12 protein-coding genes and 1 pseudogene are annotated in these 12,294 nt (G+C 67.6%); 6 read left to right on the top strand and 7 right to left on the bottom strand.

What is annotated here, in order from left to right; translation table 11 throughout:
• The coding region (locus ACWELQ_RS21625) for an MMPL family transporter (RefSeq protein WP_452398846.1) at positions 1-1,049 on the top strand (1,049 nt) is incomplete at its 5' end.
• On the opposite strand, the gene ACWELQ_RS21620 is transcribed toward ACWELQ_RS21625, so the two are convergent.
• Entirely contained in the window at positions 995-1,627 is a 633-nt protein-coding gene (locus ACWELQ_RS21620) for a TetR/AcrR family transcriptional regulator (protein WP_452398845.1), read from the bottom strand. The two genes, ACWELQ_RS21625 and ACWELQ_RS21620, sit on opposite strands and share 55 nt — an antisense overlap.
• A gap of 143 nt (positions 1,628-1,770) precedes the next feature.
• The gene (gene rpsA, locus ACWELQ_RS21615; protein WP_452398847.1) at positions 1,771-3,243 is read right to left on the bottom strand and encodes a 30S ribosomal protein S1; all 1,473 of its coding nucleotides are present in this window, start codon (positions 3,241-3,243) and stop codon (positions 1,771-1,773) included.
• 301 nt (positions 3,244-3,544) lie between these two features.
• Here rpsA and ACWELQ_RS21610 point away from each other — a divergent pair, with 301 nt between their 5' ends.
• Together ACWELQ_RS21610 and ACWELQ_RS21605 are read left to right on the top strand one after the other, a co-directional pair.
• Entirely contained in the window at positions 3,545-4,417 is an 873-nt protein-coding gene (locus tag ACWELQ_RS21610) for a class I SAM-dependent methyltransferase (protein WP_452398844.1), read from the top strand.
• Between the two features lie 44 nt (positions 4,418-4,461).
• Entirely contained in the window at positions 4,462-6,033 is a 1,572-nt protein-coding gene (locus ACWELQ_RS21605; protein ID WP_452398843.1) for a serine/threonine-protein kinase, read from the top strand.
• A 304-nt stretch (positions 6,034-6,337) separates the two neighbouring features.
• On the opposite strand, the gene ACWELQ_RS21600 is transcribed toward ACWELQ_RS21605, so the two are convergent.
• The 3 genes from ACWELQ_RS21600 to ACWELQ_RS21590 form a co-directional block, all read right to left on the bottom strand.
• Positions 6,338-6,496 (bottom strand): hypothetical protein, encoded by a 159-nt coding sequence (locus tag ACWELQ_RS21600; RefSeq protein ID WP_452398842.1) that lies wholly within the window; start codon positions 6,494-6,496, stop codon positions 6,338-6,340.
• Positions 6,496-7,377: an SPFH domain-containing protein gene (locus tag ACWELQ_RS21595; RefSeq protein WP_452398841.1), complete on the bottom strand. Its 882-nt coding sequence runs from the start codon at positions 7,375-7,377 to the stop codon at positions 6,496-6,498. The genes ACWELQ_RS21600 and ACWELQ_RS21595 overlap by 1 nt, the downstream gene beginning before the upstream one ends.
• A gap of 124 nt (positions 7,378-7,501) precedes the next feature.
• The gene (locus tag ACWELQ_RS21590) at positions 7,502-8,866 is read right to left on the bottom strand and encodes an FAD-binding oxidoreductase (RefSeq protein ID WP_452398840.1); all 1,365 of its coding nucleotides are present in this window, start codon (positions 8,864-8,866) and stop codon (positions 7,502-7,504) included.
• Positions 8,867-8,937: 71 nt separating this feature from the next.
• On the opposite strand from ACWELQ_RS21590, the gene ACWELQ_RS21585 reads away from it, so the two are divergent.
• A complete protein-coding gene (locus ACWELQ_RS21585) occupies positions 8,938-9,858 on the top strand; it encodes a LysR family transcriptional regulator (protein ID WP_452398839.1) in 921 nt (306 codons plus the stop codon).
• Here the strand turns inward: ACWELQ_RS21585 and ACWELQ_RS21580 are convergent.
• Positions 9,855-10,337 carry a DUF4383 domain-containing protein gene (locus ACWELQ_RS21580; RefSeq protein WP_452398838.1) on the bottom strand — a complete coding sequence of 161 codons (483 nt, stop codon included), beginning with the start codon at positions 10,335-10,337 and terminating at the stop codon, positions 9,855-9,857. The two genes, ACWELQ_RS21585 and ACWELQ_RS21580, sit on opposite strands and share 4 nt — an antisense overlap.
• A gap of 137 nt (positions 10,338-10,474) precedes the next feature.
• Here ACWELQ_RS21580 and ACWELQ_RS21575 point away from each other — a divergent pair, with 137 nt between their 5' ends.
• Together ACWELQ_RS21575 and ACWELQ_RS21570 are read left to right on the top strand one after the other, a co-directional pair.
• Positions 10,475-10,906, top strand: a complete 432-nt coding sequence (locus ACWELQ_RS21575; RefSeq protein WP_452398837.1) for a helix-turn-helix domain-containing protein — start codon at positions 10,475-10,477, stop codon at positions 10,904-10,906.
• On the top strand, positions 10,903-11,742 hold the full coding sequence (locus ACWELQ_RS21570) for an alpha/beta fold hydrolase (protein WP_452398836.1): 840 nt from the start codon (positions 10,903-10,905) through the stop codon (positions 11,740-11,742). Before ACWELQ_RS21575 ends, ACWELQ_RS21570 begins: the two co-directional genes overlap by 4 nt.
• 72 nt (positions 11,743-11,814) lie before the next feature.
• Here ACWELQ_RS21570 and ACWELQ_RS21565 read toward each other — a convergent pair.
• Positions 11,815-12,195 (bottom strand): annotated as a pseudogene (locus tag ACWELQ_RS21565) (amino acid ABC transporter ATP-binding protein); the annotation flags it as partial.
• Positions 12,196-12,294: the final 99 nt, after the last annotated feature.

Below are 12,294 nucleotides of genomic sequence, written 5' to 3'. Positions count from 1 at the left end.
GCGCGCTCGGGGTCGCGCTGCTGGCGGTGGCGGCGCTGCCGATCACCGGGATTCGCTACGGCATCGACATGGGCCTGAACTCGCTGGGCGACCGGCCCACCGGGCACGCGACCCGCCTGGTGCGGGACGACTTCGGGCCCGGGCTGCTCTCGCCGATCCAGGTCGTCGCCTCCGGCGCCGGGGACTCGGCACTCACCTACGACGGCCGCACCGAGGTACTGCGCCTGGTCACCGATCTGGCGCACGATCCGCGAGTGGCGACCGTGCTGCCGCAGCAGGCCGACGGCCGCTACCTGGTGACGGTGGTGCCCAAGGATTCGTTCGATTCGACCACGGTGAGCGATCTCACCACCGATATCCGTTCCCGCGCAGAGACTGTCGATGCCGCCGAGGTGCTAGTCGGCGGCACCCCGGCCATGTTCGCCGATGTGTCGGGGCAGATCTCGCGCGGCTTCGGCTGGGTCATCGCCCTGGTGCTGACCGCGTCGCTGGCCTTCCTGGTGGTGACCTTCCGTTCGATCGTGCTGGCGCTCAAGGCGATCGCGTTGAATCTGCTGGCCACCGGTGCGGCCCTGGGGATTACGGTCGCGGTGTTCCAGCACGGGTGGGGCGAACGGCTGCTCGGCTTCCACAGCGCGGGCTTCCTGCAGGTGTTCCTGCCCATGCTGGTGTTCGCGGTGCTGTTCGGATTGTCCATGGACTACGAGGTTTTCCTGATCCGGCGCATGAAGGAGACCTGGGACCGCACGGGCGACAATGCCGCCGCCGTCGCCGAGGGCCTGCAGCGCACCGCCCGGCCGATCACCGCGGCCGCGGCCATCATGGTCGCGGTATTCGCGAGCTTCCTGAGCGCGGATGTCATGGAGCTGAAGGAGATCGGCTTCGCGCTGGCCGTCGCGGTCGCCATCGACGCGGTGATCGTGCGGCTGATCCTGGTCCCGGCCTTCATGCGGCTGTTCGGCCGCTGGAACTGGTGGCTACCGACGCTCCGCCGTCACCGGAAGACGGCCTCGAGCGCGACCAGGATCGACTCCACCACCTCGGCGTAGACGTCCCGCAGCCGGGCGGCGAAACCCGTTCCCTCCCAATGATCCAGGGCCGCCATACAGCTCCAGATGCAGATGGCCGCGGCCATGCGCAGCTTCATGTCGTTGGGGTCGCGGCCGCTCAGTTCCGCGAACGCGATCCGGAACTCGTCCTCGAGCGCCCGCCACTGCTCGGTCTGCCGCAGCCGCACTTCCGGAATCGAGCGCACGTATCCCAGCCGCACCCGGGTGCGGTAGTCGACGTCGTCGGTGACGATCTCGTCGAGCACCACCGGAACCAGCGGCCGCGCCATCGCCAGCAGCTCGGGGAAATCGCGGGTCTGCCCGCCACCGATCGACCGCATCACCGCCAGCGCCTGCGGATCGGTCTCGTCGTAGAGGACCAGCATCTCCTTGGTCCCGAAATACCGGTAGATCGAGCTCGGTGACACGCCCGCGGCGGTGGCCACCCGCTCGACGGTCACCTCCCGATACCCGTGCTCATCGAACAGTTCCAGCGCGATCCGCTGAATGCGGCTCATCGCCTCGATCTTGCGCCGTTCCCAGAGCGAGGGCGTGGACGTGAAGGTGGACTCGGACATCTTATTGCCGAGAATACCTGCTCACAGCGATGATTCGACCCAACGCGGGGTACGCACGGCCCCACCCACCCATAGAAAATCCCCCCGGGTCCTTCTGGACCCGGGGGGATTTATCTTTCGTTTATCCCGTCAGGGAAAGCGAATCAGGCGTTGCCCGACAGCTTCTCACGCAGGGCAGCCAGCTGCGCGTCGCTCGCGAGCGAGCCACCGGCCGGCTCCGAGGAGGACGACGACGAGGTCGAAGCCTGCGCGCCGGACTCCGAGGAGTAGTTCTGCGGTCCGCCGTTGGCAGCCTCAGCGGCGGCGTCGGCCGCCATCTTCTCCATCTGAGCGGTGTGCATCTTGTGGCGACGCTCGGCCTCGGCGTACCGGGTCTCCCACTCTTCACGCTGCTTCTCGAAGCCCTCGAGCCATTCGTTGGTCTCGGAGTCGAAGCCCTCGGGGAAGATGTAGTTGCCCTGGTCGTCGTAGCTGTCGGCCATGCCGTACTTCGACGGGTCGAACTCGGCGGTGTAGTCCTCGTTGGCCTGCTTCAGCGACAGCGAGATCCGGCGACGCTCGAGGTCGATGTCGATGACCTTGACCATGGCGTCGTCGCCGACGGCGACAACCTGGTCCGGGACCTCGACGTGGCGCTCGGCCAGCTCGGAGATGTGCACCAGGCCCTCGATGCCCTCTTCGACGCGCACGAACGCACCGAACGGAACCAGCTTGGTGACCTTGCCCGGCACGATCTGACCGATCGCGTGGGTGCGGGCGAACTGACGCCACGGGTCTTCCTGGGTCGCCTTGAGCGACAGGGAGACACGCTCGCGGTCGAGATCGACGTCGAGAACCTCGACGGTGACCTCGTTGCCGACCTCGACAACCTCGGACGGGTGGTCGATGTGCTTCCAGGACAGCTCGGAGACGTGCACCAGGCCGTCGACGCCACCCAGGTCCACGAAGGCACCGAAGTTGACGATCGAGGAGACCACACCCTTGCGGACCTGGCCCTTCTGCAGCTGGTGCAGGAACTCGCTGCGGACCTCGGACTGGGTCTGCTCGAGCCAGGCGCGACGCGACAGGACCACGTTGTTGCGGTTCTTGTCGAGCTCGATGATCTTGGCCTCGATCTCCTTGCCGACGTACGGCTGGAGGTCGCGGACGCGACGCATCTCGACCAGCGAAGCCGGGAGGAAGCCGCGCAGACCGATGTCCAGGATCAGGCCGCCCTTGACGACCTCGATGACGGTGCCCTTGACGGCCTCGTCCTTCTCCTTGAGCTCCTCGATCGTGCCCCAAGCCCGCTCGTACTGAGCGCGCTTCTTCGACAGGATCAGGCGGCCTTCCTTGTCCTCCTTGGTGAGAACGAGGGCCTCGACCTCATCGCCCACGGAAACGACCTCATTGGGGTCGACATCGTGCTTGATGGACAGTTCGCGAGACGGGATGACGCCTTCGGTCTTGTAACCGATGTCGAGAAGGACCTCATCACGATCAACCTTGACGATCGTGCCTTCGACGATATCGCCGTCGTTGAAGTACTTGATGGTCTTGTCGATGGCGGCGAGGAAGTCCTCGGCAGTGCCGATGTCGTTGACGGCTACCTGCGGCGAGGTGACGGTGGAGGGCATGTGTTGGGAGGCTCCGGACGGATTGTGGTCGGTAGTGGACATGTGGACTTTCGGTATTGCTGCGAACACACAGCAGGTGGAACTAACGTTGGCGGACATGCACAGCACATCGCTGCGACGCTGCGCAACGCTGCCCTGCTGTACTTTTTCAAATACAGGCATGCGGACTCACAGCACGATTGTCTGCTCTACGCGGTCTCGAGAAACCGGGTACAGAAGACACTCGCGGAAAACAGCGTACGCGACGCGTGTTGTACCAAGCAAACATGGGTCCCCCCGCACGGCTCGATAGGGTGAGCCCATGTCCGAAGATCACTCTGCCACCCCCGACGATGCCCGGCACGCCCAGGCCAACGCCCTGCTCGGAACGGTGGGAGTGACTCGCGCCAAGGTCGATTCGCGATCCAGTGCCCGGGCCAGCCGCAAGTGGTGGGACGCGGACGCCGACGCCTACCACGAGACGCACGCCGACTTCCTCGGCGTGGACTCCCCCGCCGGAGAGTTCGTGTGGTGCCCGGAGGGATTGCACGAAGGTGACTGGCGACTGCTGGGGGATATAGAAGGAAAGCGGATCCTCGAGATCGGCTGCGGGTCCGCCCCCTGCTCGCGCTGGCTGGCCGCGCACGGCGCGCACCCCGTGGGCTTGGACATCTCCCGCGCGATGCTCGATCGCGGATTGGCCGCCATGGCCGCGGGCGGACCGCACGTCCCCTTGATCCAGGCGGGTGCCGAGGAGTTGCCCTTCGCCGACGAGTCCTTCGATCTGGCGTGCTCGGCCTTCGGCGCGGTGCCCTTCGTCGCCGACTCCGCCCGCGTGATGAGCGAGGTGCACCGGATCCTGAAACCCGGTGGCCGCTGGGTGTTCTCCGTCAACCACCCGATGCGCTGGATCTTCCCCGACGATCCCGGCCCCGACGGCCTGCGCGCCACCATCCCGTACTTCGACCGCACCCCGTACGTGGAACTCGACTCCGACGGCGAGCCGACCTACGTCGAACACCACCGCACGGTCGGCGACCGCGTCCGCGAAATCGTGGCCTCCGGCCTGACCCTGGTCGACATCATCGAACCCGACTGGCCCGAATGGCTCGACCGCGAATGGGGCCAATGGAGCCCCCTGCGCGGCGAAATCTTCCCCGGCACAGCCATTTTCGTCACCGAGAAGCGCGCCTGAGATAGCCGCCGTACCCTCGTGGTGGATCACAGGGGGTGTGTGGGGTGGAGGAGAGCCCGTTCGGCCGTTACCGGCTGCTCGACCTGCTGGGGGCGGGCGGGATGGGGCAGGTGTTCCGCGCGTATGACACCGGGACGAATCGGGTGGTCGCGCTCAAGGTGCTGCCGCCGGGGCTGGCACACGATCGGGTGTACCGGGAGCGCTTCCGCCGGGAGGCACAGGCGGCGGCCCGATTGAACGAACCGCATGTGATTCCGATCCACGACTACGGGGAGATCGACGGGCGGCTGTACCTGGACATGCGGCTGGTCGAGGGCACCGACCTGGGGACGAGACTGGCCGAAGGCCCGCTGGCACCGGAGACCGCGGTCGGGTATCTGACGCAGATCGCGGCCGCACTGGACGCCGCGCACGCCGCCGGGCTGGTGCATCGCGACGTCAAGCCGTCGAACATTCTGATCACAGCGGGCGATTTCGCGTACCTCATAGATTTCGGCATCGCACGCGGCGGCGACGACACCGGCTTGACCAGCGGCGGCGCGGCCGTCGGCACCTTCGCCTACATGGCACCCGAGCGCCTCGAGCAAACCGACTACGACGCCCGAGCCGACGTGTACTCGCTGGCCTGCGTGCTGTACGAATGCCTGACCGGCTCCAAACCCTTTCCGGGGCCGAGCGTGGAAAGGCAGGTGGCCGCACATCTTTCGGTCCCACCGCCCCGCCCTTCCGCGGCACTCGGAGCGGGCGCGGCGGCCTTCGACGAGGTAATCGCGGGCGGCATGGCCAAGGATCCCCGGCAACGCTATCCGGCGGCCGGAATTCTGGCCGCCGCCGCACGGTCCGCCCTGGCGGGGCAGGACCTGCCACCGCTCCCAGCACGTGCTGCCGCGCCCCCGAAAGCGCACTCGACACTCGAGCTTCCGGCCCCCGCGCCGTCAGCCGAGACAGCGATCATCGCCGGGCACTCGGCATCGAAAAGCGCCGGGGCACAGGCCGACCCGCCGGTGACCCGCGTGCTGAGCGAGGACGGTCCGACCGAGCACACGGGCTCGCCGGTGGAATTCCGGCCACCACCAGATCCCGCGAAACGGTCACTGAGCGCGCTGATGTGGGCGGCCTCGCTGGCAGTCGCCGTGCTCACCGCAGTCACGCTGGTGACGGTCGAATTGCGGCAGGGCGACAGCCATTCCGCCGCCTCCCGGCCGATCTCGGCAACCACCGCCGGTCCCGTGTCGACCGGGGCAGGCTCCCCGCTGCTGACCGCGCCCGGCTCGCCGGGCACGAGCGTCGCCCCGTTCCCCGCGACCGCGAACGGGTTGTCGGAATACATCCGGCTGTACTACCAGCTGCTGCCGGGGAACACACTCGGCACCTGGACGTGGCTGACCACCCGCTACCAGGACGCCCTCGGCGGCTACGACGAGTACCGAAATTATTGGGGCACAGTCGATTCGGTCACAGTCGGGGAGGTCGCTGCGGCGGTGCCCGCGCTAACCGTCGGCTACCGCCTGACTCTGCACTTCACCGATGGACAGACACGGGTCGAGACGCGCAGGGCGAAACTGGTCCAGTACGGAGGCGGCTATCTGATCGACAGCTCGGAACTGGTTTCCTGACAGCGCACCCCACCGCGGTCTTGCTGCAGCGCATTTCGTCGGCCGCGACCTCGACATGACTCCGCAGGTCAGGGAAATCGCGGCGGGTGGAGGCGTCGGTTCGACCCTCGGCCCACCTGTTCGCGGGCCGCGCGGACGGCGTATTCGGTTCAAGTTCTACGCCGCTCACCGCAGCGACGTCGTCCTGGCTGGCAGATCGCCGCAGGCACGCCCAACACGACCCTGGTCCCGGGTGGGCCTGACCGGGCAGCTCCGAAAACGCCGCCGCCCCAACCGGAATCGGGTGGGGCGGCGGGTGGGGAGGTTATTTCGGGTCTCGGCCGGCCTGTTTGAGGGCCAGGCGGAGGGCGTATTCGATTTGGGCGTTGATGCTGCGGAGGTCGTCGGCGGCCCATTTGGCGATCGCGTCGTGGACCGCTGGGTCGAGCCGGAGCAGCACTTTTTTCGGCTCGCGCTTGACCATCAGGCGTAGAGGGTTCCGGCGTTGACTACGGGGGCGGCGGAGCGGTCGCCGCAGAGGACGACCAGGAGGTTGGAGACCATGGCGGCCTTGCGCTCCTCGTCGAGTTCGACGACGCCCTGTTCGGCGAGGCGGTCCAGGGCCATGCCGACCATGCCGACCGCGCCTTCCACGATGCGGCTGCGGGCGGCGACCACCTGGGCGGCCTGCTGGCGGACCAGCATGGCCTGGGCGATCTCCGGGGCGTAGGCGAGGTGGGTGATGCGGGCCTCGATGACCTCTATGCCGGCCAGCAGGGTGCGCTCGCGCAGTTCGGCGGTGAGCTCACCGGCGACCTCGGTGCCGTCGCGCAGGCTCGCCGTGCCGGAGTCGTCGGTCTGATACGGGTGGGTGGTGGCCAGGTGCCGGACCGCGGTCTCGGACTGGGTGGTCACGAAGTCCTCGTAGTCGTCGACGGCGAAGGCCGCCTTGTAGCTGTCGACCACCTGATAGACGACGACAGAAGCGATTTCGACCGGATTGCCGTCGAGATCGTTGACCTTCAGCTTCTGGGTCTCGAAGTTGCGGACCCGCAGCGAGATGCCGCGACGGCTGGAAAGCGGTGTCACCCAGTGGAATCCGGATTCGCTGACCGAGCCGATGTAGCGGCCGAAGAACTGGATCACCTTGGCCTGATTGGGATTCACGGTGATGAAGCCGCTGGCGACCAGCACGATGGCGAGGATCGTCACCGCCAGCAGGATCCCCAGCGGCGTCGACGAACCCGCGTGATCGTCGGCTCGGCTCTTGATCGCATGCGCCTCGAACGCGATCGCGACGATCAGCAAAGCGAATACCCCAAGCATGACGAACCCGTTCAACCGGAAGGCTCGACGCAACTCCATGACACTCTCCTAGTATCGAAGTGATATCACAACGATAGCGCGAGGAGGAGCCTTCGCCAAGCCTGTAAATGCAGGTTGCCCCGCCGCACACAGGTGCGGCGGGGCAAATCGGATCGGCTGCGGTTCAACGCGGGCGGATGTTGCGGTTGTTGCGGAACAGGTTGGCCGGGTCGTACTTCGCCTTCAGCGCGGCCAGCCGGTCGTAGGTGGCGGGCTCGTATCCGGCGCGGGTCTGCGCCTCATCGGCCAGGTCGCCGCCGCCGTAGAGGAAGTTGAGGTTGTAGCCCAGGGTCCAGGGCTCCACCGACTTCGCCACTCGCGACAGCCGCTCGTTCACCTCCTCGGTGTTGTCCGGATTCGGCATGGCCAGCACGCGCACGACGTACTGCGCACCGCGGTGATCCATGCTGATGCCGTTCGGTCCGGGACGGCCCAGCGCACCACCGAGATGGCGCAGCCCGGCGATCACCGGGATCGGGTCGCCCGGGCCGCTGGCCTCCAGGAACGCGTCCGTCGCATCGGCGGGCAGCTCGGACAGCAGCGCGTCGGTGGCGGTGTAGGCGTGCGGGAAAGCCGGATCCCGGTAGATGGCATGGCTTTCCGTGTACGGCATGACCCGCAGATCGTCGGTCAACCGCGCACCGACCGCCCGCAGCGGGGCGACCAGCCGCTCCCCTTCCGCCTCGGATCCGGTGTAGGCGACATTGATGGTCGCCACGTACCGGCCGCGCAGATGCGGCGGGAAGGCGGGGATATCCGGGAAGGACATCATGGTGATGGCCGAGGTGACCTGTTCGGGCAGATCCTGGGTCCACAGCCGCCACGCCTCCAACGCGGGCGCGACCAGCGGGGTGTCGAATTGCAACTGGCCGCCGTACACGGTGGTGATCGGCAGCAGCGCCAGTTCCAGCGCGGTGACGACACCGAAGTTGCCGCCGGTGCCCAGCACCGCGCCGAAGAGTTCGTCACCGGGTTCCAGCCGCCGCTGGCGGCCGTCGGCGGTGACGATCTCGATGGCCCGCACATGTTCTGCGGCGTAACCGAATTCGCGCGCCAGGATGCCGATGCCGCCGCCCAGGGTATAGCCGACGACGCCGACCGAGAGCGACGAGCCGTTCAACGGTGCCAGCCCGTGCTCGGCGGCCGCCTCGATGAGCGCTCCGGCCTGCACCCCGGCCGCCACGCGGGCAGTCCGGGCCTCGGCGTCGACCCGGATGTCGGTCATGCGCTTGGTGGTGATGAGCACGCCGCCCTCGGTGGCGACCGACAGTCCGTGGCCGGTGGCCTGCACGGCGATCGGAAGCCCGTGGCGCGCCGCGTATTCCACGGCGGCGCGGACGTCCTCGGCGTGGGCCGCGCCGACGACCACGGCGGGGCGGTGGGTGTAGGCGGTCTGGAAGCCGGCGATCTCGTCGTCGTAGCCGGAGTCGCCGAGCTGGAAGACGGGGCCGGTGGTGGTGGGCAGTTCGGTGATCGCTGTCTTCGTCATGTCCACGACTCTGCGCCGATCAGATCTAGAACTCCAACAGATAGTTTTTCTTGTAGCTAGAATCAACAGTTATGGAACTGCGTCAGCTGCGGTATTTCGTCACCGTCGCCGAGGAAGCCAACTTCACGCGCGCGGCCGCCCGCCTGCACCTCGCGCAGCCCGGGCTCAGCGCCCAGATCAAGCAGCTGGAACACGAACTGGGACAACCACTACTGGATCGCACCAGCCGCTCGGTCACCCTCACCCCGGTCGGCGAGGCGGTGCTGCCGCTGGCCCGGGCCGCCCTCGAGCAGGTCGAGCGCATCACGCACACGGTCGACGAGTTCACCGGACTGCTGCGCGGGCACGTGCGGGTCGGCCTGATCGCCGGGGCCGCGCTCGAAGAAGTCGACATCGCCCAGGTGCTGGCCGACTTCCACCACGATCACCCGCAGATCGGCATCTCGCTGACCGAGGACACCTCCGATGCCATGCACGCGGCGGTGCGCCGCGGCGAGCTGGATATCGGCGTCCTCAGCGTGTCCGGCGAGCTGGATCCGGGCATCGGCACCGAAACCGTCTACGACAGCGCCATTGTCGCGGCGGTGGCTACCGAGGCCGAGGGCTTCGGAGCGCGAATCACGCTGGCCGAGTTGTGCACTCACCCGCTGATCTGCCTGCCGACCGGCACCGGCCTGCGCGGGCTGCTCGAAAATGCCTGTGCTGCCGCCGGTCTCGTCCCCGATGTGGCCTTCGAGGCCGCCGTGCCCCCGCTGCTCATCCGGCTGGCCTCACACCGGCTGGGCGTGGCCGTCATTCCGCGCATCCCCGCCGAGGAGGCGGCCGCGCTGGGCGTGCGCATCCTGGAGATCGATCCGGAGATGCGAGGCCGCCTGGTGCTGGCCTGGAATACCGAGCGGCCCCTGAGCCCCGCCGCGAAAGTCCTGCTGGGACAACTGCGCATCGCGCTGTCCCGATGGAAGGACCCCGCACCGATGTTCACCCGCGACTAGCCGCTGCGGGCGACGCGCACCGGGGCCGCGAACACCGCCCGCACCCCACCGTCCCGGATCGCCTGGATGCCGACCAGGGCCAGCAGCACCACGCCGGTCACCAGGTGTTCGATGGCGTCACTGAGGTGGTGCGGGAAGCTGAACACCACCACGCTGTGCGCGAACAGCGCCCACACGCCGACGATGAATCCGCCTCCGACACCGGCGATCACGCAATACCAGGCGGCCCAGCGCTTGCGCAGCGCGGCGGCGAGGGCGGGCGCGAACAGCAGCAGGCCCGCGAGCCCGTGCCAGCCGTTGTAGTCCATGCCGAGCACCGAGGTGGCCGGGGCGTGCTCGCCCATGGCGAAGCTGGGCTGCGCGATCCAGCCGGTGATGGCCCAGACGATGTGCACGGCCCCGACCACGAGGACCGCCCATTGCAGAAAACTCCACCGCGCCACCGGAATCGGCTGCTCGGCCATTGCCGTCATCCCCATGTCACTGCCTCCCGAACAGTGCGGACAAACTTCTACTACAAACTGTAGTTGATTGAACGCATGCCCGTAAGTACCCTCACAAAATTACCTAACCTTCCCTATTGCGCCTCACTATAGGGAAGGTTAGGGTTGTTTTCGTGACTGATCGTCTCTACTCCGTCGATGAAGTCGCGGAACGCCTCGGCCTGCACGTGCGCACCGTCCGCGGCTACGTCCGCGACGGCAAGCTGCCCGCCACCCGCATCGGCAAGCAGTACCGCATCAACCAGGCCGACCTGGAAGCCTTCACCGGCCTGCCCACGCCCGACGGGCTACGCGAAGCGGTTGCCCGGCAACGGCACTCGGAGGTGTCGAGCATCGTCGAGATCGACGCCGTGGATCCCGATACCGCGCATCGCGTCACCACGCTGGTCACCGGCGCGGCGGGCAACCGCTTCGCGAACGACCCCGCATTGCGCGTGCAAACCTTCTACGACCGCGAACGCGCCCGGCTGAAGGTCATTCTCGTCGGCGGCCTGGGCGACACCGCCCGGCTGCTGGAATACATGGAAGGAGTCCTCGCGTCATGAGCGCGATCTACAAGTCCGAGGCGGGCCGCGCCGCCATCCAGGCGCACTACCGCGACAGCCTGGCCAAGTGGCCGGTGCCCGCGGAACAGCTGCACATCCCGACCCGCCTGGGTGACACCTTCGTGCTCGCCTCCGGCCCGGACGATGCCCCGCCGGTGATCGCCCTGCACGGCTCGGGCTCCAACTCCTCGGCCTGGCGCGGCGATATCGCTTCCTGGGCACAGGATTTCCGCGTCTACGCCGTCGACATGCCGGGCGAGCCGGGCGGCAGCACCGAGTCCCGCCCCGAACTCGGCACCGACGCCCTCGCCGAGTGGCTCGACGATGTCCTTGCGGGACTGCACCTTTCGTCCGCGAGCGTCATCGGCATGTCTCTCGGCGGCTGGACCGCCCTGGACTACGCCATCCGCCGCCCCGACCGTGTCACCAAGCTGGCCCTGTACTGCCCCGGCGGCATCGGGAAGCAGCGCTTCGGCTGGGTCTTCAAGAACCTCGTCGACCATCTGTTCAGCAATCACGACCTGCGCCGCTCCGCCGCCATCGTCACCGGCCTGAATCTGAAGGACCACGCCGAGATCCTCGACGACGTCGCGCTGACCTTCACCCATTTCAACCCCCGCACCGGCAAACTCCCGATCTTCACCGACGCTCAACTGAGCACCCTGAAGATGCCGGTCCTGGTGATCGTGGGCGCGGACGACGCCATGTTCAAATCCGCCGAAACCGCCCGCCGCGCCGAGCAATCCATCGCCGACGCCACCGTCCGCGTCCTGCCCGACGTCGGTCACGCCGTCCTCGGCCAGACCGAGGCCGTGCACGAGTTCCTGCGGCGGTGACCCGGTAGAACCGACTTCCGCCCCGCACCGGAACTCCGGTGCGGGGCGGAAGTCGTTGTCGCCGTGGCTCTCTCAGAGAATGCGCGAGAGGAAAGCCTTGGTGCGATCGTGCTGCGGGTTGGCGAGAACCTCACGAGGGTCGCCGGACTCGACCACCACGCCGCCGTCCATGAACACGAGTTGATCGGCCACCTCACGGGCGAAACCCATTTCGTGCGTGACCACGACCATGGTCATGCCCGAGGCCGCGAGTTCGCGCATGACACCGAGGACTTCGCCGACCAGCTCCGGGTCCAGGGCCGAAGTGGGCTCGTCGAAGAGCATCAGCTTCGGGTCCATGGCGAGGGCCCGGGCGATGGCGACGCGCTGCTGCTGGCCGCCGGAGAGCTGGGCGGGATAGGCATCGGCCTTGTCCGCCATGCCGACTCGCGCGAGCAGCTCGCGCGCGCGGGCCGCACGAGCGATTCGCGGATCGGCTTGCCGTTGTCCCAGGTCTCGGCGAGCGCGATGGGCTCGAGATGCTGCTCGATCCGGTCGGCGATCTTGTTGAGG

It is taken from the genome of Nocardia sp. NPDC004722, assembly GCF_053601505.1.
This window is presented reverse-complemented; position numbering and strand designations above follow the sequence as displayed.